The following is a 24,015-nucleotide window of genomic DNA, read 5'->3' as shown; positions in this document are numbered from 1 at the left end:
GCCTTCGGGCACGCTTTTTTTTTATTCACCCACCCCCGTTCGGGAGGAATAGCACTTGCATGGAGGTAACGCCAACGGTATCTTGTCGGATAGCCATGGCTTTGTGCCCTGGCATTCTTGGGGAGTCGCGCGTGACCAGTTTCCGCACCAATACCGACCGCCTGCTGGAAGTGCGCCTGCAGGATGAAAAAGTGCTGGCGATTGCCGGCGCCATGGTCGCCTATACGGGCAGCATCAAATTTGAAAAATCCCTGCTCGGCGGCGAGGGCCTGTTCGGCGCGCTCAAGCGCAAGGTGACGAACGAAGGCATGCAGGTGATGCAGGCCGCCGGCACGGGCACCGTGTTTTTCGCGCAGAATGCGGCCGAGATCACCGTCATTCCGTTGACGGGTGAAAAGCTGACCATCGAAAGCAGCAGCTTGCTGGCCTACGACACGAGCCTGAAGACGGGCACCAGCTTTGCCGGCTTGCGCGGCGCCAGTTCGGGCCAGGGCCTGTTTTCCACCACCGTCGAAGGGCACGGCAACCTGGCCGTCATCTCGCGCGGCAACCTGATCATGCTGGAAGTGACGCCCGCGCACCCGCTGCGCGTGGACCCGGACGCCTTCGTCGGCTTCAAGGGCGATATCCGCCAGGAATTCGTTTTCGACGTCAACTGGCGCACGATGATCGGCCAGAGCTCGGGCGAATCGTACCAGCACAAATTCACAGGCCAGGGCGTGGTGTTCATCCAGCCCGCCGAACGTTAAGTCAGCGAGGACCCGCGATGCCTGTCTATCAGCAAATCAATGAAAAGATGCTTGAGGTCAAACTCGGCAATGAAGAAGTGTTTGCGCGCAAGGGCGCCATGGTGTCGTACCAGGGCGACGTGGCGTTCAGCCGTTCCTTCCTGGCCGGCCAGGGCGTGCAAAGCCTGGCCATGCGCGCCGTCACGAACGAGGGCTATGCCCTGATGTCGGCGCGCGGCACAGGCAGCGTGTTTTATGCGCAGGGCGGCCTGTTCGTCACCATCGTCCCCGTGCGCGGCGAAACGTTTTATGTGGAAAGTGATTCCCTGCTGGCCTTCGATGCGCGCCTGACGGCCGGCACCATGTTCCTCGGCAACCAGGGCGGCGTGCAGGGCGTGGTGCGCGGCATGGCCTCGGGCCAAGGCTTGTTTACCACCACCCTGCAAGGCACGGGCGAAGTGGCGATCCTGTCCGATGGTAACGCCATCGGCTTGCCCGTCACGCCGGACGTGCCCGTGTTTGTCGACCCGCAAGCGTATATTGGCCATACGGGGCAGCTGAGCTCGACCATCGTCACGGACTTGAACTGGAAAACCTTCGTCGGCCAGGCGTCCGGCGAATCGTACCAGGTGAAATTCACGGGCCAGGGCACGGTCTACATCCAAGCGAGCGAAAGGTAAGCCATGACGATTTACAATCCCGATACCTTGCCGAAGAACGATAATCTGAACCGGTTTTCGTATGTCATCGACGTCAAGGAACAGATCTTCATTCGCAAGGGCAAGATGATCGCCTTCTATGGCGAGCTGCGCTTCGAAGCCATGGGCAGCAGCGTGCTCGATTTGATCGTGCGCAATGCCTTCAATGCACCGAAATACGTGCACCACTTTGTCGTGGCGCAAGGGCAAGGCCAGTTGATCCTGGGCGACAACGGCAACGACCTGGCGTGCTACGACCTGGACAACGCCAACATGACCATCCGCGCGAAAAACCTGCTGGGTTTTACGAAGGATGTGATTTGCCAGGAATCGACCTTGCCCGGTTATCTGACCATGATCGGCACAGGGAAAGTCATCGCCTCGTCGAACGGCCCCGTGCATTTCCTGGAACTGCCGTGCCGCGTGGATGAGCAGGCCGTGCTGGGCTGGGCCGATTGCCCCAGCCCCTCGTACCACTACGATTATGCCCACGTGCAGGGCTGGGCCTCGGCCGCCGGCGCGCTCACCGGTTTCAGTTTGTCGGGCGAGGAAAAGCAGATCGACTTCACGGGTGCCGGCACGGTGCTGGTGCAATCGTCCGAGCTGGACGTGACGGGCAGTTCCGCCCTGATGCAGCTGTTGGCGCAATTGCCGCTGCTGGGCAAGGAAGACCTCGGCACCTTGAGTTTTTCCGTGCAGCAGCAGATGAAGCAGGAGCGTTAAGCTACTTTGCGGTCGCCCAGCCGGGCGGCCGTTTTTCTAAAAAGGCGGCAACGCCTTCTTCCGCATCCTCTTCCATCATGTTGTGCGCCATCACGTCGCCCGCATACGCATACGCGTCGTCCAGCGGCAACTGGCGTTGTTTGTAAAACATTTGCTTGCCGTAGCGGATGGCCGTCGGGCTTTTCGCCATGATCTGCTGCGCCAGGCGCGCCACGGCGTCGTCGAGCGCCGCGTCGGCCACCGTTTCGTTGATCAAACCCCAGTCGGCAGCCGTGTCGGCGTCGATGAAGCGGCCCGTCACCAGCATGTCGAAGGCCCGCTTGGGCGACACATTGCGCGACAGGGCGACGGACGGCGTGGCGCAGAACAGGCCCACGTTGATGCCGGAGACGGCAAAGCGCGCGGACGCGCCCGCTACGGCCAGGTCGCAGCTGGCGACCAGCTGGCAGCCGGCCGCCGTGGCGATGCCGTGCACGCGGGCAATCACGGGCACGGGCAAGGCCTGGATGGCTTGCATCACGCGCGAGCATTGCGCGAACAGGGTTTGATAATACGCAAGCTGGCGCGTGGCTTGCATCTGGCGCAAGTCGTGGCCCGCGCAAAAAGCCTTGCCTTCGGCGGCCAGCACCACGCAGCGCACGTGCGGCTGCTGCGCGACGGCGTCCAGCGCCTCTTGCAGCGCGGCCAGCATGGCTTCGGACAGGGCATTGAATTGCAGGGGACGGTTCAGGCGCAGGGTGACCAGGCCACCCTCGTCTTCGCGCAGCACCAGCGGCGCATCGTTATCCTGGGTTTCGGGTGTTGCGGTCATGCGGTCTCCCCTGGCCTGATGGCCTTGTTGTTTTAGGAAATCTTACTTGGCGGCATTGACGCTGCCGATGCCGGCGATCGACTTGTGCACGATCTTCGGCTTGCCGTAATACGTCAGTTCGCCCATGCCGCGCACCACGGCGTTCAGTTCGCCCGAGGAATACACCTTGACGGAGCCGATGCCTTCGAAATTGACGTCGACGTTTTTCGCCAGCAAGGCTTTCGTATCGACTTCGCCCACGCCTTGCGCCTTCAGGCGCAGCCAGTCGACCTGGCCATCGGCGGCCAGGCGGCCCGCGCCCTTGTAGCTGATGTCGACTCTTGGACCATTGAGCTTGGTCAATATCTTTTCGCCCGCGCCTTCCGCGATCAGCTTGCGCAAGGTGGGCATGGTGATGATGATGCGCGGATCGCCTTCCGTTTTCTTGATGTCCTTGTCCTTCATGGAAATTTTCAGTTCGCCATCGACCACTTCCGTGATCACGCCGCTGAGGAATTTCTGGTCGCCGCGCAGCAGCAGGCTTTGCTCCTTGCCCGATTCGACTTCGATGCTGATGGGGCCGCGGATATCGATGGCGTTGAAGGCGCCGACCGTGCGGGTTTGCTCGTCGGCATGCGCGAGGGTGGAGAGGCAGGCAAGGGACAGGACTGACAACAGGAACAGAGGGCGCATGACGGTTTCCTTGAGTAGTTGATCAGTGTATTCTATTGTGCAACATCTCCATTGGGGAGAATTTTGCGATGAACGGCACAAATCGCGGCGCGCATGAGCGCCGCCAGCGGCCAGCCGCGCGCCCGGCAAGGCGCCGTTGGGCTATGCTGTGGCGTACCGCGTCCTGGAGACTGCATGAAAAATTACCACAAAGAAGATTATCCCGTCGCCGACATCCGGCGCTTCCTCGAACCGGGACCGGTGGTGCTGGTCAGTTCAACGTGGCAGGGCGAAAGCGACGTCATGACGATGGCCTGGCACATGCTGATGGAATTCACGCCATCCTTGCTGGGCTGCTTCATTTCCGACGCGAACCACAGCTATGAAATGATCAAGCGCAGCATGGAATGCGTGATCAACCTGCCCACGGCCGACATGGTCGACCAGGTGGTCGCCATCGGCAATTGCAGCGGCGCAGACACGGACAAGTTCACGGCCTTCGGCCTGACGCCCCAGCCGGCCGAGCAGGTGGGCGCACCTCTGATCGCCGAGTGCTACGCCAACTTCGAATGCAAGCTGGCCCAGGTGGCGGGCAATCCCAAGGGCGGCTTCTTCATTTTCGAGTGCGTGAAAGCCCATGTGGCAACCTCGCCCAAGCTGCCCGAAACCCTGCACTACCGTGGCAACGGCGAGTTCATGGTATCGGGCCGCACCATCAGCCGCAAGAGCCTGATGAAACCTGAAATGCTTTAAATGACACCCTGCGCCAGCATGGCATCGGCCACTTTGACGAAGCCGGCGATATTGGCGCCATCCACATAGCTGACGGAACCGTCCGCGCGCGTGCCGTATTGCTTGCATGCGGCGTGGATGCCTTGCATGATCTGCAGCAAACGTGCATCGACTTCTTCGCGCGGCCACGATATGCGGGCCGCGTTCTGGCTCATTTCCAGGCCGGATGTCGCCACGCCGCCCGCATTGCTGGCCTTGCCCGGCGCGTACAGCACGCCGGCCGCTTCGAAGGCCTTGGCTGCCTCGATGGTGGTAGGCATGTTGGCGCCCTCGGCCACGCACTGCACGCCATTGGCGATCAGGGTGCGCGCAGCGTCGATGTCCAGTTCGTTTTGCGTGGCGCAGGGCAGGGCGATGTCGACCGGCACATGCCATGGCGACACGCCCGCCTCGAAGCGCACGCCCGTGCGCGCGGCGTAATCGCTGACCCGGCCATACAGATGATTCTTGATTTCCATCAGGATGGCCAGCTTTTCCGGCGTGAAACCTTCCTCGTCGATGACGGTGCCGCTCGAATCGGAGACGGTGATGACTTTCGCGCCCATGGCCATGGCTTTTTCCACCGCGTATTGCGCCACGTTGCCCGAGCCGGACACGGACACGCGCATGCCTTCGAACGAGCGGCCCCGCGTTTTCAGCATTTCTTCGGCGAAATACACGGTGCCGTAGCCCGTCGCTTCCGGACGCATCAGCGAGCCGCCGAAGCTGGCGCCCTTGCCCGTGAATACGCAGTCGGCGCGGTTGCTGAGTTTTTTCATCATGCCGGCCATATAGCCCACTTCACGCCCGCCCACGCCGATGTCGCCGGCCGGCACGTCCGTGTCCGAACCCACATGGCGGAACAGTTCGCTCACGAAGGCTTGGCAGAAACGCATCACTTCGCCCGGGCTCTTGCCCTTCGGATCGAAATCGGCGCCGCCCTTGCCGCCGCCCATCGGTAACGTGGTCAGTGCATTCTTGAACGTTTGCTCGAAGGCGAGGAATTTCAGTACGGACAGGGTCACGGACGGGTGGAAGCGGATGCCGCCCTTGTACGGCCCGATGGCCATGCTGTGCTGGATGCGGTAGCCGCGATTGACTTGCACTTGCCCATGGTCATCGACCCACGACACGCGGAACATCACCACGCGTTCCGGCTCGATCAAGCGTTCCAGCAAACCTTGTTCCGCGTATTTCGGGTGCTGTTCCAGGAACGGCCACAAGCTCTCCATGACTTCGGTGACGGCTTGCAGAAACTCGGGTTGACCTGGATTGCGTGCGGCGACATGCTGGACATACTCGTGAGCAGATGCGTATTTCATCAGAATTCCATGGAGGTAATCGGTTATTTGGGCAACTATCATCGCAGATTTCGCACGAAAATGGTGCGGAAATTTGGTTTTGAGGGGTTTCTGCTACATTGTGGTGATTTTTTAGGGGGCTGCGGCCGATGCGAGTGGTAAACGACAACGCCAGCCCGAAGGCTGGCGTTGTCGTTGCGGATCGCCTGGTCAAGCCAGGGCAGGCGTCACCCCGCCATGCTGCGCAAGATCAAGCCCGTGATGTAGGCGCCGTAGGTGCCCAGCGCATAGCCGAGCACGGCCAGCAGCACGCCGACGGGCGCCAGGGCCGGGTGGAAGGCGCTGGCGATGACGGGGGCCGACGCGGCGCCGCCGATGTTCGCCTGCGAGCCCACGGCCATGAAGAACAGGGGTGCGCGGATCAGCTTGGCGACGAGCAGCATCAAGCCGCCATGCACGGCGATCCAGATCAGGCCCAGCAGGAACAAGAACGGCTTGTCGAGCAGCGCGCCGAGGTCCATGTGCATGCCGATGGTGGCCACCAGCACGTACAGCATGGCCGAGCCGATGGTCGATGCCCCCGCACCTTCCAGGCTGCGCGCCCGGGTAAAGCTGAGCAGCAAGCCGAAGGTGGTGGCCAGCACGACGATCCAGAAGAAATTCGACGTCAGGCTGTAATCCTGCAGGCGCCATGCGGCGGGCAAGGTATTGATCCAGCTGATGATGGGGCCGGCCAGGAAGTGCGACAGGCCCGTCACGCCCAGGCCCACGCCGAGGATGATCATGATGTCCGTCAGGGTGGCCACGCGCGCGTGCTGGGCGCGGTAGCTTTCGATGCTGTCCTTGAGCGCATTGATGGCCGTCAAATCGGCACCCGTCCAGCGGTCGAAGGCGCCTGCGCGGCCGGCCAGGAACAGCAGCACTGCCGTCCAGACGTTGGCCACCAGCACGTCGACGGCGACGAACTGGCCGAACAGGGTGGCGTCCACTTCGAACACTTCCTTCATGGCCGCCTGGTTGGCGCCGCCGCCTATCCACGAGCCGGCGACAGTCGTCATGCCGCGCCACGTGTCGCCCGCCACCGTTTCCGGATGGATCAGGCGCAAGGCTTCGAACGAGACGAGGGCGCCCAGCATCACGCCGAGTGTGCCGGTGAGAAACATGATGATGGCCTTGGGGCCGAGGCGGATGATGCCGCCGAAGTCGATGGCCACGCACAGCAGCACGAGCGCGCTGGGCAGCAGGTAATCGCGCGCCACGGCGTACAGGCCGGACGTGTTGCCGTCGATGATGCCGAAGGTGTTGAGCAACGCCGGGATCAGATAGCACATCAGCAGGGACGGGATATACGTGTAAAACTTTTTCCAGAAGCCATTTTGGCGGGAAGCGGTCCAGAAGACGGCCCCCAGGGTCATGGCGAGCAGGCCGAGGACGACGGCGTCATTGGCGATCAGGGCAGAGGTGGCAGGTGGCATCGGGGATTCCGGTGAACGTGTCAGGGACGCACGGGAATCCGATAAGGCCCCCGGGCGCAGGGTGGCCGTATCGTATAGCAATGTTGAAGCCTAAACAAATTATTTAGGCCTTGCCAGCGGGAATTTTTCTTGTCAAATCAAACACTTACATACTGGTTTACCACCTCGCGCTCCAGACTGGCGGTTACAAATAGCGCGCCAGCAAGGCCTTGTCGAGGGACCCGTCGAGTTCGATGCGCACGAAGTGGCCGCTGCCCGGCGCCACCTGGATCTCGCTGCCATCGTCGGCCAGCATGCGGGTAATCGTGAAGTCGCGGTTGCCGCCCGGATGCACGGCTTCGATGCGGTCGCCCACGGCAAAGCGGTTTTTCACGTCCACCCTGGCCCAGCCGTCCGTCACGCCCAGCACGTCGCCCACGTACTGGCTGCGGTCCGCCTCGGACGCGCCGCGCATGTAGTTCTGGTGCGCCTGCGTGTGGTGGCGCTGGTAGAAGCCGTCCGTATAGCCGCGGTTGGCCAAGCCTTGCAGCTGGCCCAGCAGGCCGATGTCGAAAGGCCGGCCCGCGACGGCGTCATCGATGGCCTGGCGGTAGACTTGCGCCGTGCGCGCCGCATAGTACAGCGACTTGGTGCGGCCCTCGACCTTCAGCGAATCGACGCCGATTTTCACCAGGCGCTCGATGTGTTCCACGGCGCGCAAGTCCTTCGAGTTCATGATGTAGGTGCCGTGCTCGTCTTCGAGGATCGGCATCAGCTGGCCTGGGCGCTGGGCTTCTTCAATCAGATAGGGCTGGTCGGCCAGCGGGTGGCGCGGCTGCTGGTGCAGGGCGGAAAACGCGTTGTTGTCGGCCTCGGCCAGCGCCTGGTGGAATTCCAGCGGCACCACTTGCATGCCGCCCAGGTCGCCGCTGGCGTCTTCGGCGGCATTTTTCACCTTGTAATCCCAGCGGCAGGAATTCGTGCACGTACCCTGGTTCGGGTCGCGGTGATTGAAATAACCGGACAGCAGGCAGCGGCCCGAATAGGCGATGCACAGGGCGCCGTGGACGAACACTTCCAGTTCCATTTCCGGGCAGCGCTGGCGGATTTCCTCGATCTCGTCGAGCGACAGTTCGCGCGACAGGATCACGCGCGTCAAGCCCATGCGGTGCCAGAACTTCACATCGGCCCAGTTGACGGCGTTCGCCTGCACGGACAGGTGCACGGGAATCTCCGGCCACTTATCGCGCACCATCATGATCAGGCCCGGATCGGCCATGATCAGGGCGTCCGGGCGCATGGCAATCACCGGCTCCATGTCGCGCAAATACGTTTTCAGCTTGGCGTTATGGGCGAAGATATTGCTGGCGACAAAGAATTGCTTGCCGCGCGCATGCGCGCCATCAATTCCCTCCTGCAAGGCTTGCAAGGTCGAAAAATCGTTATTGCGCACGCGCAAACTGTAGCGGGGCTGGCCCGCGTAGACGGCATCGGCGCCATAGTCGAAGGCGGCATGCATCTTGGCCAGGGAACCGGCAGGCAGGAGAAGTTCGGGAGCGTGGCGCATGGAGGAGGGGCAAAGCCGGCGATTGTAAGCGGGCGGCGAGCGCATTGCATTGCCCTGGATCAATGGATTGCAAGGCGCTGCGCCGTGGCAGCCTAGGCGGCCGGACAGATGTTCTGGTTGGCGCGGAACAGGTTGGCGGGATCGTATTGCTTCTTGATGCGCGCCAGGCGCGGATAGTTCACGCCATACGCGTCGGCCGTGCGCCCGCTTTCATCCTCGGTCAGGAAATTGACGTACACGCTGCCCGTCGCATACGGCGCCGCGTCGTTGAAAAACTCGCGTGCCCAGGCGATGCAGCGCGCGTCATCGGCTGGCTCGTCCCAGCGCGTGTGCACGTTCATCACGTACAGGGCGTCGCGGTGCGGATAAGCCGTATCCTGCGGCGCCGGCCGGCTCGCCTGCGCGCCCAGCAGGCCGAGGAAGATTTCGCATTGCGGCGTCGGCAGCTTGCCGGCATGGCGGATGACGGTATCGATGGCCGCGTCGCTGAGCTGCGTGAAGTTGTGCGACTTCCAGTAATTGCGCGCGCCCGGCGTGAGCAGCGCATCGAACGCCTGTTGCCAGGCCGTGTACGGCATGCTGCCCAGGTGCATGCCCAGCGGCTGGCCGAAGCTGCCGATGCGCTCGATCGCTTCCTGCATGGCGGCAGATTGCACGGGTGAAAAAACGGGCAGGACCAGCACGTCCTGGCCGTGCACTTCCGGCGGCAGGAAGGGCAGCGGCGGCGCCTTGCGCAAGACGGCCCAGACGGTCAATTCATCGGGCATGCCGTCGACGAAATCGCGGTATTTCGTCAGCACCGCCTTGGCTTGCGCGTAGGGAAACACGATGAGGCCGGCCGTCACTTGCGGCCCCACCGGATGCAGCTGGAACTCGAAGCGCGTGACCACGCCGAAGTTGCCGCCGCCGCCACGCAAGGCCCAGAACAGGTCGGAATGCTCCGTCGCGCTCGCATGCAGGAATTGGCCGTCGGCCGTGACGACGTCGGCCGCCAGCAGGTTGTCGGCCGCCAGGCCCTGCGTGCGGCTGAGCCAGCCAAAGCCGCCGCCCAGGGCCAGTCCTGCCACGCCCGTGGTGGAATTGATGCCCAGCGGCGTGGCCAGGCCGAACGCCTGCGCCTCGTGGTCGAAGTCGCGCAAGGTGGCCCCGCCTTCGACGTGGGCGCGGCGTTGTTGCGGATCGATATGCACCGAGCGCATGCCCGACAGGTCGATCACCAGGCCATCGTTGCACAGGGCGCTGCCGGCGATATTGTGGCCGCCGCCCCGCACGGCCAGGGGCAGGCCGTGGTCGCGCGCATATGCCAGCGCCGCGCGCACGTCGGCCGTGCCCGCGCAGCGCGCGATGAGGGCCGGATGCCGGTCGATCATCGCATTCCAGACGGCGCGCGCGCTGTCGTAGCCGGCGTCGTTCGTTTGTAACAGTTGCCCTCTCAATGAGGCTTGCAACTCATTGAGCTGGCCGTTCGTCAAGTTATTCATCGTGTACCTCCCAGCGGCTGCATGCGGTTATGGGTATGGTGACGGGAAACAGGAGGACTGTCCCCGCGTGCCGGCCTGCATGCACCGTTTGCCAGCGCGTGGTTTCATGATAGGAAGGCGCCAGACGGTACGCAAGCCCAGGTGCCGGCAAATGAAACAAGGAAGTACGAGGGCTTGCGCTGCGACAGACGATGGGCTGCCTGAACGACGGGGTTGCCGCTTCAGGCGTAGGGCGTGCCCGCCATGGCGGCGTTCAAGCCCGTGTGTCCCCGGTCCACCAGGGACAGGAAGCCGGCCTTGGCCAGTTGCGCGTCGCCATGTTGCGCGAAGGCACGGTGCGCTTCGACGAGGGCGGTGCTCCAGGTGGCCAGCAGCAGGCTGGCCGCCAGGCGGGCGAGGGGATCGCTTGCATCGCGCGCCGTGGCGTCGGCCAGCGCTTGCGCCACCACATGCGCCAGCTCGTCGCGGATCGCCCGCGCCCGCGCTTTCAAGGTAGCGCTGGCCTCGACGGTGGCAATGAAGCCCTGGCCGGCGGCAGAAAACGTGAGATAGGGACTGTCCTCGGCCGCCAGGCGGTGCGCCAGCAAGCGCAGGGTTTCGACGGGAGCGATGGCGGGATCGCGCTGGCGCAGGGCGTCGCGCAGCAGTTCGCGTCCCTCTTCCTCGCGGTCGAAGAACATGTCTTCCTTGCGGGGAAAATGGTTGAACACCGTCATGCGTCCCACGCTGGCCGCGGCCGCGATTTCGTCCACCGTCACTTGCTCGAAGCCGTGCACGAAGAACAATCGCGTGGCGGCATTCGAGATGGCTTGCCGGGTGGCAAGGCGTTTGCGGGAGCGGAGGTCGGCAGGAATCGTCATGTTGCCCCGATCATACACGAAGTGTACTGAGTACAGATAACGCTTGATGGTGCGGTAAGATGGGGAATACTATTTATGTACTGAGTACATATTTGGATTGAGTATATGAAGAAAACCCTTCCCGTGGCGGCGCTGCCCGTCATTTTCGCCACTGTCGTGCTCGACGCCGTCGGCATCGGCCTGGTCTTCCCCATCCTGCCGGCGCTGCTGCGGGACGTCACGCATGCCGATAACGTGGCGCCGTATATCGGCATCATGACGGCCCTGTACGCGTTGATGCAGTTCATCTTTGCGCCGGTACTGGGCGCGTTGAGCGACCGCCTGGGCCGGCGTCCCGTGCTGCTGCTGTCGCTGGCGGGCGCGGCCGTCAATTACCTGTTCCTCGCCTTCGCCCCCAGCCTGTGGATGCTGCTGCTGGGGCGCGCCATCGCTGGGTTGACGAGTGCCAACGTTTCCGTGGCCACCGCCTACATCACCGATATTTCGGCCGAGAACCTGCGGGCGCGCCGCTTCGGCTTGCTCAACGCGATGTTCGGTGCAGGCTTCATCATCGGCCCCGTACTGGGCGGCGCGCTGGGCGATTACGGGCTGCGCCTGCCGTTCATGGCGGCAGCCGTCTTGAATGCGGGCAATCTGTTGCTGGCGTGGTTGAGCTTGCCCGAATCACGAACGCCGACACGCGGAAAAATCGACCTGGCGGCATTGCATCCCTTGCGCCCCTTGCGCTGGGTTTTCTCTGAGAAAAGCTTGCTGCCGATCACCGTCATCTTCTTTACCTTCAGCGCGGCCGGGGAAGTGTATGGCGTGTGCTGGGCCTTGTGGGGACACGATGCGTTCGCGTGGAACGGGCTGTGGATCGGCCTGTCGCTGGGCGCCTTTGGCGTGTGCCAGGCGCTGGCCCAGGCCTTCTTGCCCGGTCCGGCCGTGAAACTGCTGGGCGAACGCGCCACCATCCTGACGGGCGTGGCTTGCGCCTGCGTCGCGCTGCTCGTCATGGCGTTTGCCACGCGCAGCTGGATGATCTTCGCCATCATGCCCGTGTTCGCCCTGGGCGGCATCGGCGCGCCGGCCTTGCAGTCGCTGGCGACGCGGCAAGTTGCCGAGGACCGGCAAGGCCAGTTCCAGGGTGTGCTTGCCTCGGCCGTGAGCCTGGCGTCCGTGCTGTGTCCGCTGGTGTTTTCCAGTATCTATTTTGGCGTCAGGGCGTACTGGCCCGGCGCCGTCTGGCTGTCCGTGATCGTCGTGTACGCGGCGCTGGTACCGCTCGTGCTGGGCTTGCGCTTGCAGAAACCGGCGCAAGCCCTGGCAGGCTAGTGCGCGTGCGAGGCCCCGCTGCTGCCGGCCTGTCCCGTCATGGGCAGGTGTTCGGGCGGCATGCCGTCCTTGAACAGTTGACGCAGCTGCTGGCGCAGCTCCGGCGTGTCGTGGTGGTGGTGTACCGAGACCGCGTGTTCCACAGCAATGCCCAATAGCTCTTCCTCGCTGTCGGCCGAGATGGCCACCGAGCAATGTGTGTCGCTTGGAAATTCCCGGCAATCGATGAATTTGCGCGTCATGATCGACTCCTTTCTGCAAAGAGCGGGCACCGCGCCCGCTCCATTCAGTATAGGTCGCAAACTCGCCTAGGCGGCGCGGCTGCCGGTATCGGCCTCGTGTACCGGCAAGTGTGCTGGCTGCGCCGCTTCGGCCGGAAAATCGTCGACCTGGATCAAGCCGTCGGCCAGGCGCGCATATTTCAGCAGGGTATTGTGCTCCTGGCAGCTGACGGCGCCTGCCGCCTTGGCGGCGGCCAGCCACTGTTGCATGGCGGACAGGCTTTGCGGCAGGTGTCGCAGGGCCGCGCCTGCGGGCGTGTCTTTCAGGCGTTTTTCGATGTGCAGCACGTCGGGCAGCAAGGCCAGTGCCCGCTCGGCGCAGGCCACGGGATTGGCGGCGTCGCTGGCGACATGGCCGTCGGCCAGCAGCCGTTCGCGGTCGGCGCCCGGCGTTTGCAGGGCCAGCGCCACCTCGCTGCCCAGTTCGTCGGATGGCGGACGGTGTGGCAGGCCAAACGGAAACAGCAGGGTGCGCAGCAGCACGGCCAGCCCGTGCGCGGGGAAATTATCGAGCACGCCCGTCAAGCCTTGCTGGGCCTTGACCAGCGCATCTTGCAGCGACCAGTGCACATAGGGCAGGTCGGCGGCGAAACGGCCATCGTCCTCGTAGCGCTTCAGCACGGACGACGCCAGGTACAGCTGCGCCAGCACGTCGCCGAGGCGGGCGGACAGCCGTTCCCGGCGCTTGAGTTCGCCACCGAGCACGAACATCGACATATCCGTCATGACGGCGAACGCCGTCGACAGCCGCGTCAGGGCGCGGTAATAGGGCGCCAGTTCCGCGGCGCCGTCGTCGGGCACGGCCGCCAGGCGCGCGCCGCCCAGGCCGTACCACAGCCCCCGTGCCAGGTTGCCCAGGACAAAACCCACGTGGCCAAAGAAGGCTGCATCGAAATCGCGCACGGCTTTGCGGCCGTCGCTTTCGCTGACGGCGGCCATTTCCCTGAGCACATACGGATGCGCGCGGATGGCGCCCTGGCCGAAGATGATCAGGCTGCGCGTGAGGATGTTGGCGCCTTCGACGGTGATGGCGATGGGGATTTGCTGGTAGGCGCTGGCGAGGAAATTGTTCGGTCCCACGCAGATGCCCTTGCCGCCGAGAATGTCCATGCCATCGTTGACGAGCGCGCGCCCCCGTTCCGTGACGTGGTATTTGACGATGGCGGAAATGACGGCCGGCTTTTCGCCCAGGTCGACGGCGTGCGCGGCCAGGGTGCGGGCCGCATCCATCAAGTACAGGTTCGCGCCCATGCGGGCCAGCGCTTCCTGCACCCCTTCGAACTTGCCGATGGGCATGTTGAACTGGCGCCGCACGGCCGCATACGCACCGGTGCCGCGCACGGCCATCTTGCCCATGCCGACGCTGGACGAGGGCAGCGAAATGGCGCGCCCGGCCGCCAGGCATTCCATCAGCATGCGCCATCCTTTCCCCACTTGCGCCTGGCCGCCGATGACCCAGTCGATGGGAATGAAGACATCGGTGCCGGAGGTCGGGCCGTTCTGGAAGGCGGCGTTCAAGGGATGGTGGCGGCGGCCGATCACCACGCCGTCGTGGCTGGCGGGGATCAGCGCGCAAGTGATGCCGGGCGCATCGTTGTCGGACAGTAAATGGTCGGGATCGCTGGTCTGGAATGCCAGGCCCAGCAAGGTCGCCACGGGCGCCAGGGTGATGTAGCGCTTGTTCCAGCTGAGGCGGAAACCGACAGTGGCGCGCCCTTCATGCATGCCCATGCACACGACGCCCAGGTCGGGAATGGCGGCCGCGTCGGAACCCGCATACGGGCTGGTCAGCGCAAAGCAGGGAATCTCCGTGCCGGCGGCCAGGCGCGGCAGGTAGTAATCCTTCTGTTCTTCGGTGCCGTAGTGCAACAGCAGTTCGGCCGGCCCCAGCGAATTGGGCACCATCACGGTCACGGCCAGGGCCGAGCAGCGGCTCGACAGCTTCATCACCACTTGCGAATGCATGTAGGCGGAGAATTGCTTGCCGCCGTATTGTTTCGGGATGATCATGCCGAGGAAACCCTGGCTTTTCATGTAGTCCCACGCTTGCTGCGGCAAGTCTTGCGCCTGCTGCGTTTCCCAGTCGTTGACCAGTTCGCACAGCCGTTCGACGTCGTGCTCGAGAAAGTGGCGCTCCTCGGCGGTGAGCATGGCACGGCCGTACGCCAGCAGCTTGGGCCAGTCGGGCCGGCCGGAAAACAGGTCCGCATCCCACCACGTGGTGCCCGCCTCGAGCGCATCGCGTTCCGTCTCGGACATGGTCGGCAAGATGCGCTTGAACAGCGCGAGCAGGTGCGGCGCAAGCAAGGCGCGGCGCACGGGGCCGGGCGCAAACAGTAAAGCCAGGCCCAGCAGGGCCAGCATCAGTATGATCGTCAGCATGCGATATCTCCCTGTGTAATAACTACAGGGTAGGCCGATGCGGCCGATGTTACTGTGCGGTACTGCGCATACGCACAACGCCAACCGCAGGGGTTGGCGTTGTGGTGTCTGGCGCGAGGCGTATTAGCGTTGCGGAACAACAATCACCGTGTCGCCCGTCTTGCCCTTGGCGCCCGTGTCGCCTTTGGCGCCTTCATCGCCGGCAACACCAGCGTCGCCCTTGACGCCATCGTTGCCTTGCATGCCGCTGTCGCCGGTCTGGCCCTTGGCGCCGGTGGCACCCGTCGCACCGGCAGGGGCTTCGGCGCCCTTGGCACCGGTAGCGCCGGCAGGACCAGGCGCGCCGGCAGGGCCGGGAACGACTTGTACGACGGTAGGCGCGGGTGGCGCTTCGCGCTGGCAAGCGGTCAGGGCGAGGGTAGAGGCGAGCGCGAGCAATATCAGGGTAGTTTTCATGATGCATCCTTTGGCAGTGTGCCGTGATGTACGGAACGGCTCGACGGCGTCGGGCGCGAGTTTCGCATGGCGGTATGACGGAGAGAATCGGATCAGGTAGCCGTTGCGCCGTGTCGCGCAGGGCGCTGGCGGCGGGAAGGGATGTGGTCTGCCTGCAGCATGGGCTTTTGGACAGCCGCAGTCCGTACGTTTGCGTACATAGCGGCGGGTGGGGTGGAGGTTTTGTGCAAGGACAAACAGCCAACCCGAAGGTTGCTGTAGCTGTTCAGATTGGAGTGGCAGCACCGCGACTGAGGGCCTGGTGCTGCCTGGCACGCTTATTTGACGGTCAAATCTGCCTGGGCGGCAGGGGCCGGCGGGGAGTCGCCACCACCGCCTCCGCCACCGCATGCAACGAGCACACACGCGCTAAATACAAGTGCCAGAGGCCTCATCGAACTTGTCCATTCTCAATAGTTATGCCTGTGCTGGCGCCGCCTTGAAACGGCCATGGCTGTGCCAGAGCCGGGCCTTTGATGTCACTTAAATCCAGGATGGTGACCCGGATGGGCAGTAGGAAAAATTACAGCGTGACGGGTTCCGGCGTGAGCATGTAGCGCGCATATTTGCCATCCCCCAGGTCGCAGAAGCCTGCCGCCCACAAGCTGCCATCGGTCTTCTGGATGAAGGAGCATGCGCTGCCAGCCCATGCGGCGGCAATCCCGGTACCGACTTGCCGGAAGGCACCGCGATTGAATTGGCCATCGCCGAACTGGCCGTTGTTGCCATCGCCGCCTGCCCACAAGGTGCCGTCGGACTTGACGGCAAGCGCATAATAAGTGCCTGCCGAGATGCTGACGAAGCCATCTCCCACCTTGACTGGCGTGGCGGCAGTGGGCGTGGCGGCGGGCGACTGGTTGGGCGCGTTGCCGCCCCAGTTCCACAGCGAATGGTCCGCCTTCAAGCCATAGACCGCATCGTAGCTGGTGGCAATCGCCATATAGCCATCCGCGATCTTGACCGGTGTAAATGGCTGGTCGGCCAGATTCTGCGTCCATGTCCATACCGAGCCGTCGCGCTTGAGGCCCAGCGACGCCCCGCCACTGCCACGGGCGATATCCACGTAACCCGTGTCTATCATGCGCGGCGTCAGCTCCGGTTCGATGGTGTTGGGTTGCTGCAGGCTACGCGCGCCCCAGACCCACAGGCTGCCGTCTTTTTTCAGGGCTTCGGCGTTTTCGCCGGCGACGCTTCTCTCGCCTTTGACGACGACCTTGAGGAAATCGCTGCCGATCTGCACGGGAGTGGCGTTTGAGCCGCTCGTGCCATTGCCCTGGATGCCTGCGTCATTGCTGTTGCCCCAGCTCCAAAGCGAGCCGTCTTTCTTGATGGCCAGGGTGGCAGCGATGCTGACTGCAACATCGGCGTAGCCGTCGCCGATCTTGACCGGCATGGGCTGGAGAGGGTTCCAGCCCCAGAGTGTGCCATCGGATTTGAGGGCGGCGTAGCGCCAATTCAGGCTGGTGACGAATGCGGCAATCGCCTGATAGTCGACGGAGAGCTTGTGCAATGGCGATGCGGCGCCGGCGCTCGCGGACACGGCACCCTGGCGCGTTCCCGATTGCCCGGTCGGTGTGCAGCTGAATTGACGCTGCGTGCTGCTACCCCCGCTGAGCTCGGCGATGCCTGCGCAGTCCGTCAACGCAAACTGCATCTTGTCCGTCAGATTGCTGCCGGTAACAGTAAACGTGGTGACCATGCCGATGTTGGCTTTGGCCGGCGAAACGGCGCTGACCTCGGGCGGCAGGGGCGTTGGCAGCGTTGGCGGTGTCGGGGGTGGAGCGGGAGGCGATGTCGGTGAAGTACTGCCGCCGCCGCAGGCGCTCAAGGCGAGCAATAAGCTGGTCGCTGAAACAAAACGCAAATGAGTCATGGGAATGGGGTTTATAAAATTGCATGATTGTAACTTAAGTCATATTGTCACACGGCATTATTGTTTTCGGCGCCAGCAAACAAAAACGCCACCCGAAGGTGGCGTCTTGATCAGTACTGCTGCATTCTTGCTGGCCCGGGGCGGAATCGAAGCAGCGGCACAAAGGTTTGCCAAACAAGGCCCGGTCTACTGCGCGCTTTCCATGGATGCCACGGTGTCGAAGATATGCGCCAGCGCGCTTTCCATGGCGCCGGCGGTAGCGTCGCCGCTCTGGTTGGTGATGATGTAGACCCCGAGCTGATATTCGGGAACGATGTAGGCGTAGCCTTGCGCACGCGGCACGCCGCCATGGTGGACGTAATGCGTGCCCAGTTGGCGATTCGTGCCGATGTTCCAGAAATAGGCAATGCTGAAGTCATCCTGAAAGCGTAGCAGCGGCTTGTGCGATTCAACGACGGCGCGATGGGCGCTCAATTGCAGGCGCAGGTATTTCGCCATATCCGGCATGGTCGACTTCAGGTTGCCGGCGGCCCCCCAGGGCAGTTGCGGCATCGGTGTCGTGATGACGGGATTGTCGCTGTGGTAGCCGGGTGCCAGCCGGCCGGCATCCTTGGCTGCGATTCTCAGCCTGGTATCGTGCATGCCGGCTTCGCGCGCGAGAAATTGCGTGAGCAGCACTTCATAGGGCGTGCCGTAGATGGTTTCGAGCGCGTGCGCAACGAGTTCGGTGCCGGCGCTGGAATAGGCGTAGTCCTTGCCCAGCGGACCGTTGATGTTGACTGTATGCAAGTCCTGCCAGAATTGGGGTTGTCCATAGTTGGCATAGGCTGCGTTGAGCTTTGCCGGCGTGGCGTGTGCCGTGAAATCCTGCAATACGGTGTTCACCTGCAATGGCAGCATGCCCGGCATATTGCTGGTGTGCGTGATCAAATGGCGCAAGCGCACGGGCTGCCCCTGCGACTGCAGGTTCGGGTAGGCGGCGGGCAGGTATTTTTGTATGGGATCGTCGAGCGCCGCCTTCCCATCGAGCACCGCGTTCGCCAGCAGCAGGCCGGCAAAGGTTTTGCTGACTGAACCGATTTCATACAGCGTTGTATCGTTGGGCGGATTGGCCTTGCCTGTCTCCAGCTCGCCTTGATGCAGGATGAACTCCTGGCCGCGATAAACGACGGCTATCGAGGCCGCGTGCAGCAGTTTCGACTGCAGCAGGGTGGTCGCGGTCTGGCGCATTGCCGCAGGAATGTCATGCGCGGGCGCCGTGGCCGCGGGCTTGCAAGCTGCCAGCAGCAGTGTCATTCCAGTTGCGATTGCGGCGAGTCTGATCATCATGCGCACCATCCAGTGGGGAGGGGCATTCTCGCACAATGGGTTCGGCGGCGACAGAAAAAAGTCACGCGTATGGTTTTGCCAGAGGGGGAACGGCGGTGCCGGACAAAAGAAAACGCCACCCGAAGGTGGCGTTTTTTTATTCTTGGTGGCCCGGGGCGGAATCGAACCACCGACACAAGGATTTTCAATCCTCTGCTCTACCGACTGAGCTACCAGGCCAAGGCGGCGAATTATAGCAGAAAGACTTTCCACCTGACCAGAGCTGGCTGTGTTCAAATGCAACAGATGGCCAAAACATGGTGTTTTGGCATCCTTGTATGACCGAAAGGGATGTGGCGATGCAGCGACGTATTGGAGTGCAAGGCCTGGCGGTGGCGGGCTTGTTCGGTTTGTTGTGCGGCGCGGCGCGGGCCGACGGGTTGGCCGAGTTGAACGCGGCGCTGGCGCGCTTGCAGGGGCAGATGCCGATCAAGGCGCAGGTCGAATCGAAAACCTGGCGGCGCGAAGGCGAGGGCAAGGCGGTGGAAGAGGATAGCGGCCAGGCCACGGTGGCGGTCGAGGGTGGGCCGGCGGGCTTGCAAGTGCTGTACAGCAAGGAGGTGCTGGTGAAAGTGGAGGCCGAGCAGCGCGCCAAGGTGAAGGATCCGAAGGCCAAGGCGCCGATCGGCTTTGCGCTGGGGGAAATGAAGGCGACGGAGCTGCGCTCCATGGTGTCGGCGGCGGACACCCTGTCGCGCGAAATCGAGGAAGCCGTGTTCAGCGGCGAAAAAATGGATAGCTACAAGGGCAAGCCGGCGCGCCTGCTCAGCTTTACCTTGTCGCTCGACAAGGTGCCTGAGAAAGACCGCAAGTATGTGAAGAAGTTCGAAGGCGGCCTCGATGTGTGGATCGCGGCGGACGGCACGCCGCTGGCCAGCCATTTCCACGTGGATGTGAGCGGGCGCGCCTTTGTCGTCATCAGCTTTACGCAAAAGACGGACGAGACGCGCCAGTATGGCGTCAGCGGCGACCATTTATTGCTCCTGCGCAAGGAAAGCAAGAATGCCATGTCGGGCGCGGGCGAGAAGGTGGAAAGCAAGATCGTCAAGACCTTGCAATTGCAGTCCTGACGCGTTGCAGAACCTTATAGGCCGCTGAATCGGCGGCTTTTTTACATGGCCGAGCTGCCGCCCAGGCCGCTCTTTTGCAGCACGCAGCGCCCTGCCTGGCAAGTGGCGCCCGGGTCCGTGATGATGGAGCAGGTCGACATCATGCCGTCCGCCTGCTGCTGCTTGCGGCTTGCCTCGGCTTGCGCCTGGGCCAGGGCCTTGAGTTTCTTGCCGTCATTGCTTTTGCTGGACCACGCCAGATAGCGCTCGGGGCCGCCGCAAGCCTTGGCGCCGATGGCGATGGTCTGGCATTGCTGGGTGGAATCGCACGCGGCGGCGCCCACTTCCGCCTGGATCTGCGCCAGCAAGCCGGCATTGCCGGGGGCGGGTGGCGCATCATCTTGCGTGGGGGCGCTGCCGCAGGCGCTGGCGGCCAGCAGCAGGAAGCTGGCGCACGCGGCGCGCAGCAGGGCGGAGTAGGTTGGCGTTTGCATGCGCTCATCATGTGCCACGCTTGCGTAAATGGCAAGCGCGATTCGTACTTGGGCAGAACCTTGATCCCGGTCATTTTCCTTATTAACTAGTCAAAGTTAATATAAATCAACATCCAACCAGCGATGTACGGGTGGCAACCGGGCCGGTGCGCTGCATTCCCGCGCCGGCGCGTGCCGCCGATTCGGGAATGTTTCCAGGAGTTAGACTATGCGCCGCACCTTATCCCCCTTCCTCTTCATCGCCAGCCTGACTTTCGGCAACGTGCTGCACGCCGCCGACAAGGAACCGATCCAGCCGATCACCGCCGCCAAGGTGGCCAATCCGGCCATGGTCGAGCTGGGCAAGAAACTGTTTTTCGATCCGCGCCTGTCGCGCTCGGGCTTTATTTCCTGCAATAGTTGCCATAACCTGAGCATGGGCGGCACGGACAACATCAAGACGTCGATCGGCCACAACTGGCAGCGCGGACCCATCAATTCGCCCACCGTGCTCAATTCCAGCATGAACGTGGCGCAATTCTGGGATGGCCGCGCCAAGGATTTGCAGGAGCAGGCGGGCGGCCCCATCGCCAATCCCGGCGAGATGGCTTTTACGCATGAGCTTGCCATCGACGTGCTGGCCTCGATTCCCGCCTACCGCGCGGAATTCAGGCAAGTGTTTGGCCAGGATAAGCTGACCATCGAGCAAGTCACGCGCGCCATCGCCGCCTTTGAAGAGGTGCTGGTGACGCCCGGTTCCCGCTTCGATCAATGGTTGATGGGCAAGAAAAGCGCGTTGACGAAAGACGAGCTGGCCGGCTACCAGCTGTTCAAATCGAGCGGCTGTATCGCCTGTCATAACGGCCCCGCCGTGGGCGGCAACACCTTCCAGAAGATGGGCGTCGTCGAGCCGTACAAGACGGCGATGACGGCGGAGGGGCGCTCGGCCGTGACGGGCAAGGATGCGGACCGCTTCAATTTCAAGGTGCCGACCCTGCGCAACGTGGAGCTGACGTATCCCTATTTCCACGATGGCGAAGCGGCAACCCTGACGCAAGCCGTCGACGTGATGGGCCGCTTGCAGCTGGGCCGCACCTTCACGCCCGATGAAAATGGCAAGCTGGTGGCCTTCCTGAAAACCCTGACGGGCAAGCAGCCGCACATCGTGCTGCCGATCCTGTCGCCATCGTCGGATACAACGCCGCGGCCCGTGCCGTTTGACTGAATGAGTCCATGAAAAATGCCCGCATCAAGCGGGCATTGGGGTTTATTTCAATGTTCTCTGGAACAACTGATAAATGCGGCGGTACTCGTCATACCACGCTTCCGGCTGCACGAAGCCGTGGCGCTCCATCGGGTAGCTGGCCATTTCCCAGTTATCCTTTTTGAGCTCGATCAAGCGCTGCGACAGGCGTACGGAATCCTGATAAAACACGTTGTCGTCGATCATGCCGTGGGCGATCAAGAGATTGCCCGTCAGTTTGTCGGCGTATTCGATCGGCGACGAGATTTTATACGCTTGCGGATCGACGTCCGGCGTGTTCAGGATATTCGCCGTGTACTCGTGGTTGTAGGTGGTCCAGTCCGTGACGGGACGCAGCGCGGCGCCGGATTTGAAGATTTCCGGCGCGCGCATCAGGGCCATCAGGCTCATGAAGCCGCCATAGCTGCCGCCATAGATGCCCACGTTCTTGATGTCGCCCTGGTGCCGGGCTGCCAGCCAGTTGGCGCCGTCGATGAAATCTTCCAGTTCCGGATGGCCCATCTGGCGGTAGATGGCCGTGCGCCAGGCGCTGCCGTAGCCGAGCGAGGCGCGGTAATCGACGTCGAGCACGATGTAGCCTTGCTCCACCAGCAGGTTGTGGAACATCTGTTCGCGGAAGTAGACGGGGTAGCGCTCGGTCACGTTCTGCAGGTAGCCGGCGCCGTGCGCGAACATGACGATGGGATATTTCTTGCCCGCTTCCAGCTGGGCCGGGCGGTACAGCTTGGCCCAGATCGGCGCCGCGCCATGCGTGGATGGCACTTGCACCAGTTCCGGCATGACCCAGCTGCGCGCCTTGAAGGCGTCGCTGCGCGTATCCGTCAGGATATTGGCCTTGCCGCCCGTAACGGCAACGGTTGCAAGCTGGGCTGGCATGTAGCTGGTGGAATAGCGCAGCAGCAGCTTGCCGTTATCGGGCGATAAGCCGAAGTTTTCCACGCCTTTCAAATTCGTCACTTCGCGCGCGCCGCCCTCCTTGGTCGTGCTGGCGCACACTTCATACGTGCCTGGCGCCTGCCGGTTGCACATGAAATACGCGGTTTTGCCGTCGCGGCTCCATTCGACGGCGCTCACTTCCCACTGGCCGCTGGTCAGGGCGCGCGCCGGGGCCGCGCCCGTTTTCGTGTACAGGTGGGCGTAGCCGCTTTCCTCGGACAGATACCACAGGGTGGCGTTGTCGGGCAGCCAGCCGAATTCGTCGGCGCGGCGGTTGACCCAGGCCATGTCGCTGATGCGGTGCACGGGCACGAGGGCGGCCTTGGCCAGGTCGACGTTGGCGAGCCAGCCATCCTTGTTGTCGATGGCGCGGATGCGCACGGCTGCCTTGCCGCCGTCGTCGGTCCAGGCGATACCGTCGCGCTGGGCGTCGATGCGCACGGCACGGTTGCCTTTCAGCGGCGGCAGCTTCTGTTCGGCGCGCATGGCGGCCAGCGGGTCGGCGGCGATGCCGAGCAGGTTATCGAAGGCGATGTCGCGCACCTGGCCCGTGCGCAGGTCGGCCAGTTTCAGGCTTTGCGCGATCGGCATGTTGCGGCCCACGCGCGTGCGCTCGTCGTCTGCTTCCGGATAGCCCGTTTCCGTGACGTAGCGGGCCAGTTTGCCCAGCTTGCCCTTTTCGGCGGCCTTGTCCTGCGTGACGAACAGCAGCCAGCGGCCGTCCGGCGACAGGGCGCTGCCGGAAATGGTGACTTTGTCGCCCAGGTAGATCGGTTCCGGCGCGCGCGTGGCGTCCAGGCGGCGCTCTTCATGGCGGCGTTCGCGGCTGGCGTCGCGGTCTTCCTTCTGGCGCGCCAGGTTGACGATCAGGCGCAGCTGCAGTTCGCGCAGGGCGTCCGCTTCCGGCTTGGCGTCCGGGTCCTTGACGGCGCGCAACAGGGCGACGGGGGCGCTCAGGCGGTCAAGCCGGTTCCAGCTGAACCAGTCTGTGCCGCTGCGGTATTGCACGGCGCCGCCGTCGGCGGAGTATTGCGGGTCGCTGATGGCGGACACGCCGCGCGTGATCTGGATCAAGGCGCCGCTTTTCAGGTCGCGCTCGAACAAGTCGCCGTTGCGCAGCAGGATGGCGCGCGTGCCGGCCCGGTTGACCACCATGTGCTGGCCGTCGAGATTGGCCAGCTGCGCATCGTCGACCTTCTTGCCGCTATTGAATTTGGCGTTCGCGCCCGGCAATTGATAGGTGTCGCGCAGGGGCGAGCCGAGGCGTTTCTGCTTGTAGTAGAGCTGGCCATTCCAGCCCCACCATGCCGCTTCGATGGGCGTGCCGATCCAGTCGGGATCGGCCATGGCCTGGTCCAGGGTGATGGGCGTGGGTGCGGTGGATGGGGCCGCATGGGCGGCGGGGAGCAGAGAGAGCAGCAGGAGCGGCAGCAGGGGAAGAACCAGACGCATCGGGGATCACTTTAATCAAAGGGGATGGTGAAGGTACAGGCTATGAGGCCGGTATTCTAGCGGAGGAGTTTCGTGCAGGAAAT

The 24,015-nt window shown here is 63.3% G+C and carries 21 protein-coding genes and 1 tRNA gene; 7 read left to right on the top strand and 15 right to left on the bottom strand.

Going from position 1 to position 24,015, the window contains the following annotated elements:
* The first annotated feature begins 131 nt into the window (after window positions 1–131).
* Genes OX459_RS14965 through OX459_RS14955 form a run of 3 tightly spaced genes read left to right on the top strand, consistent with a single transcriptional unit; the run spans window position 132 to window position 2,149 of the window.
* On the top strand, window positions 132–749 hold the full coding sequence (locus OX459_RS14965; protein ID WP_216350350.1) for an AIM24 family protein: 618 nt from the start codon (window positions 132–134) through the stop codon (window positions 747–749).
* 17 nt (window positions 750–766) lie between these two features.
* A complete protein-coding gene (locus OX459_RS14960) occupies window positions 767–1,408 on the top strand; it encodes an AIM24 family protein (protein ID WP_034784288.1) in 642 nt (213 codons plus the stop codon).
* Window positions 1,409–1,411: 3 nt separating this feature from the next.
* Window positions 1,412–2,149 (top strand): AIM24 family protein, encoded by a 738-nt coding sequence (locus OX459_RS14955; RefSeq protein WP_289905636.1) that lies wholly within the window; start codon window positions 1,412–1,414, stop codon window positions 2,147–2,149.
* A 1-nt stretch (window position 2,150) separates the two neighbouring features.
* On the opposite strand, the gene OX459_RS14950 is transcribed toward OX459_RS14955, so the two are convergent.
* Window positions 2,151–2,960: an enoyl-CoA hydratase gene (locus OX459_RS14950; RefSeq protein ID WP_289905635.1), complete on the bottom strand. Its 810-nt coding sequence runs from the start codon at window positions 2,958–2,960 to the stop codon at window positions 2,151–2,153.
* Between the two features lie 42 nt (window positions 2,961–3,002).
* The gene (locus OX459_RS14945) at window positions 3,003–3,632 is read right to left on the bottom strand and encodes a head GIN domain-containing protein (RefSeq protein ID WP_251349266.1); all 630 of its coding nucleotides are present in this window, start codon (window positions 3,630–3,632) and stop codon (window positions 3,003–3,005) included.
* A gap of 174 nt (window positions 3,633–3,806) precedes the next feature.
* Between OX459_RS14945 and OX459_RS14940 the strand changes: the two genes are divergently transcribed.
* On the top strand, window positions 3,807–4,364 hold the full coding sequence (locus OX459_RS14940) for a flavin reductase family protein (protein WP_289905633.1): 558 nt from the start codon (window positions 3,807–3,809) through the stop codon (window positions 4,362–4,364).
* Here the strand turns inward: OX459_RS14940 and gdhA are convergent.
* From gdhA to OX459_RS14915, 5 genes are all read right to left on the bottom strand, one after another.
* Complete coding sequence (gene gdhA / locus OX459_RS14935; RefSeq protein WP_099665596.1) at window positions 4,361–5,704, bottom strand: NADP-specific glutamate dehydrogenase; 1,344 nt, start codon at window positions 5,702–5,704, stop codon at window positions 4,361–4,363. The genes OX459_RS14940 and gdhA overlap by 4 nt on opposite strands.
* A gap of 206 nt (window positions 5,705–5,910) precedes the next feature.
* A complete protein-coding gene (locus OX459_RS14930; RefSeq protein WP_289905632.1) occupies window positions 5,911–7,158 on the bottom strand; it encodes a DUF819 family protein in 1,248 nt (415 codons plus the stop codon).
* A 184-nt stretch (window positions 7,159–7,342) separates the two neighbouring features.
* A complete protein-coding gene (gene yegQ, locus OX459_RS14925) occupies window positions 7,343–8,704 on the bottom strand; it encodes a tRNA 5-hydroxyuridine modification protein YegQ (protein ID WP_289905631.1) in 1,362 nt (453 codons plus the stop codon).
* Window positions 8,705–8,796: 92 nt separating this feature from the next.
* Window positions 8,797–10,185 carry an FAD-binding oxidoreductase gene (locus OX459_RS14920; RefSeq protein WP_289905630.1) on the bottom strand — a complete coding sequence of 463 codons (1,389 nt, stop codon included), beginning with the start codon at window positions 10,183–10,185 and terminating at the stop codon, window positions 8,797–8,799.
* A gap of 221 nt (window positions 10,186–10,406) precedes the next feature.
* Window positions 10,407–11,045 (bottom strand): TetR/AcrR family transcriptional regulator, encoded by a 639-nt coding sequence (locus OX459_RS14915; protein ID WP_289905629.1) that lies wholly within the window; start codon window positions 11,043–11,045, stop codon window positions 10,407–10,409.
* 105 nt (window positions 11,046–11,150) lie between these two features.
* On the opposite strand from OX459_RS14915, the gene OX459_RS14910 reads away from it, so the two are divergent.
* Complete coding sequence (locus OX459_RS14910; protein ID WP_289905628.1) at window positions 11,151–12,359, top strand: TCR/Tet family MFS transporter; 1,209 nt, start codon at window positions 11,151–11,153, stop codon at window positions 12,357–12,359.
* Here OX459_RS14910 and OX459_RS14905 read toward each other — a convergent pair.
* The 6 genes from OX459_RS14905 to OX459_RS14880 form a co-directional block, all read right to left on the bottom strand.
* Complete coding sequence (locus OX459_RS14905; protein WP_099665586.1) at window positions 12,356–12,601, bottom strand: DUF1059 domain-containing protein; 246 nt, start codon at window positions 12,599–12,601, stop codon at window positions 12,356–12,358. The two genes, OX459_RS14910 and OX459_RS14905, sit on opposite strands and share 4 nt — an antisense overlap.
* Window positions 12,602–12,667: 66 nt before the next feature.
* Window positions 12,668–15,022, bottom strand: a complete 2,355-nt coding sequence (locus tag OX459_RS14900; RefSeq protein ID WP_289905627.1) for an acyl-CoA dehydrogenase — start codon at window positions 15,020–15,022, stop codon at window positions 12,668–12,670.
* Between the two features lie 123 nt (window positions 15,023–15,145).
* Window positions 15,146–15,478, bottom strand: coding sequence for a collagen-like protein (locus OX459_RS14895; RefSeq protein WP_289905626.1), 333 nt, complete (start codon window positions 15,476–15,478; stop codon window positions 15,146–15,148).
* A gap of 562 nt (window positions 15,479–16,040) precedes the next feature.
* Window positions 16,041–17,381 (bottom strand): hypothetical protein, encoded by a 1,341-nt coding sequence (locus OX459_RS14890; RefSeq protein ID WP_289905625.1) that lies wholly within the window; start codon window positions 17,379–17,381, stop codon window positions 16,041–16,043.
* Between the two features lie 195 nt (window positions 17,382–17,576).
* Window positions 17,577–18,686 (bottom strand): serine hydrolase domain-containing protein, encoded by a 1,110-nt coding sequence (locus OX459_RS14885; protein ID WP_289905624.1) that lies wholly within the window; start codon window positions 18,684–18,686, stop codon window positions 17,577–17,579.
* Between the two features lie 176 nt (window positions 18,687–18,862).
* Window positions 18,863–18,938 (bottom strand) — tRNA-Phe (locus OX459_RS14880).
* Between the two features lie 119 nt (window positions 18,939–19,057).
* Between OX459_RS14880 and OX459_RS14875 the strand changes: the two genes are divergently transcribed.
* Window positions 19,058–19,828, top strand: coding sequence for a hypothetical protein (locus OX459_RS14875; RefSeq protein WP_289905623.1), 771 nt, complete (start codon window positions 19,058–19,060; stop codon window positions 19,826–19,828).
* A gap of 41 nt (window positions 19,829–19,869) precedes the next feature.
* On the opposite strand, the gene OX459_RS14870 is transcribed toward OX459_RS14875, so the two are convergent.
* Window positions 19,870–20,301, bottom strand: a complete 432-nt coding sequence (locus tag OX459_RS14870) for a hypothetical protein (RefSeq protein ID WP_099665581.1) — start codon at window positions 20,299–20,301, stop codon at window positions 19,870–19,872.
* Window positions 20,302–20,509: 208 nt separating this feature from the next.
* Here OX459_RS14870 and OX459_RS14865 point away from each other — a divergent pair, with 208 nt between their 5' ends.
* On the top strand, window positions 20,510–21,505 hold the full coding sequence (locus OX459_RS14865; protein ID WP_289905622.1) for a cytochrome-c peroxidase: 996 nt from the start codon (window positions 20,510–20,512) through the stop codon (window positions 21,503–21,505).
* A 42-nt stretch (window positions 21,506–21,547) separates the two neighbouring features.
* Here OX459_RS14865 and OX459_RS14860 read toward each other — a convergent pair whose 3' ends face one another.
* A complete protein-coding gene (locus OX459_RS14860; protein WP_289905621.1) occupies window positions 21,548–23,932 on the bottom strand; it encodes a S9 family peptidase in 2,385 nt (794 codons plus the stop codon).
* Window positions 23,933–24,015 lie beyond the last annotated feature (83 nt).

The organism is Janthinobacterium sp. SUN026, from assembly GCF_030397625.1.
Lineage (GTDB): Bacteria > Pseudomonadota > Gammaproteobacteria > Burkholderiales > Burkholderiaceae_D > Janthinobacterium > Janthinobacterium kumbetense.
The sequence above is the reverse complement of the archived record's forward strand: the minus strand, read 5'-3'. Positions and strand labels throughout refer to the sequence as shown.

Excerpts from the sequence above, each read along its gene's own strand:
- OX459_RS14860 (WP_289905621.1), bottom strand. The coding sequence starts at position 23,932 with ATGCGTCTGGTTCTTCCCCTGCTGCCGCTCCTGCTGCTCTCTCTGCTC.
- OX459_RS14960 (WP_034784288.1), top strand. The coding sequence starts at position 767 with ATGCCTGTCTATCAGCAAATCAATGAAAAGATGCTTGAGGTCAAACTC.
- OX459_RS14875 (WP_289905623.1), top strand. The coding sequence starts at position 19,058 with ATGCAGCGACGTATTGGAGTGCAAGGCCTGGCGGTGGCGGGCTTGTTC.
- OX459_RS14940 (WP_289905633.1), top strand. The coding sequence starts at position 3,807 with ATGAAAAATTACCACAAAGAAGATTATCCCGTCGCCGACATCCGGCGC.
- yegQ (WP_289905631.1), bottom strand. The coding sequence starts at position 8,704 with ATGCGCCACGCTCCCGAACTTCTCCTGCCTGCCGGTTCCCTGGCCAAG.
- OX459_RS14885 (WP_289905624.1), bottom strand. The coding sequence starts at position 18,686 with ATGACACTGCTGCTGGCAGCTTGCAAGCCCGCGGCCACGGCGCCCGCG.
- OX459_RS14905 (WP_099665586.1), bottom strand. The coding sequence starts at position 12,601 with ATGACGCGCAAATTCATCGATTGCCGGGAATTTCCAAGCGACACACAT.
- OX459_RS14895 (WP_289905626.1), bottom strand. The coding sequence starts at position 15,478 with ATGAAAACTACCCTGATATTGCTCGCGCTCGCCTCTACCCTCGCCCTG.
- OX459_RS14950 (WP_289905635.1), bottom strand. The coding sequence starts at position 2,960 with ATGACCGCAACACCCGAAACCCAGGATAACGATGCGCCGCTGGTGCTG.
- OX459_RS14945 (WP_251349266.1), bottom strand. The coding sequence starts at position 3,632 with ATGCGCCCTCTGTTCCTGTTGTCAGTCCTGTCCCTTGCCTGCCTCTCC.
- OX459_RS14955 (WP_289905636.1), top strand. The coding sequence starts at position 1,412 with ATGACGATTTACAATCCCGATACCTTGCCGAAGAACGATAATCTGAAC.
- OX459_RS14915 (WP_289905629.1), bottom strand. The coding sequence starts at position 11,045 with ATGACGATTCCTGCCGACCTCCGCTCCCGCAAACGCCTTGCCACCCGG.
- OX459_RS14920 (WP_289905630.1), bottom strand. The coding sequence starts at position 10,185 with ATGAATAACTTGACGAACGGCCAGCTCAATGAGTTGCAAGCCTCATTG.
- gdhA (WP_099665596.1), bottom strand. The coding sequence starts at position 5,704 with ATGAAATACGCATCTGCTCACGAGTATGTCCAGCATGTCGCCGCACGC.
- OX459_RS14865 (WP_289905622.1), top strand. The coding sequence starts at position 20,510 with ATGCGCCGCACCTTATCCCCCTTCCTCTTCATCGCCAGCCTGACTTTC.
- OX459_RS14870 (WP_099665581.1), bottom strand. The coding sequence starts at position 20,301 with ATGCAAACGCCAACCTACTCCGCCCTGCTGCGCGCCGCGTGCGCCAGC.
- OX459_RS14900 (WP_289905627.1), bottom strand. The coding sequence starts at position 15,022 with ATGCTGACGATCATACTGATGCTGGCCCTGCTGGGCCTGGCTTTACTG.
- OX459_RS14910 (WP_289905628.1), top strand. The coding sequence starts at position 11,151 with ATGAAGAAAACCCTTCCCGTGGCGGCGCTGCCCGTCATTTTCGCCACT.
- OX459_RS14930 (WP_289905632.1), bottom strand. The coding sequence starts at position 7,158 with ATGCCACCTGCCACCTCTGCCCTGATCGCCAATGACGCCGTCGTCCTC.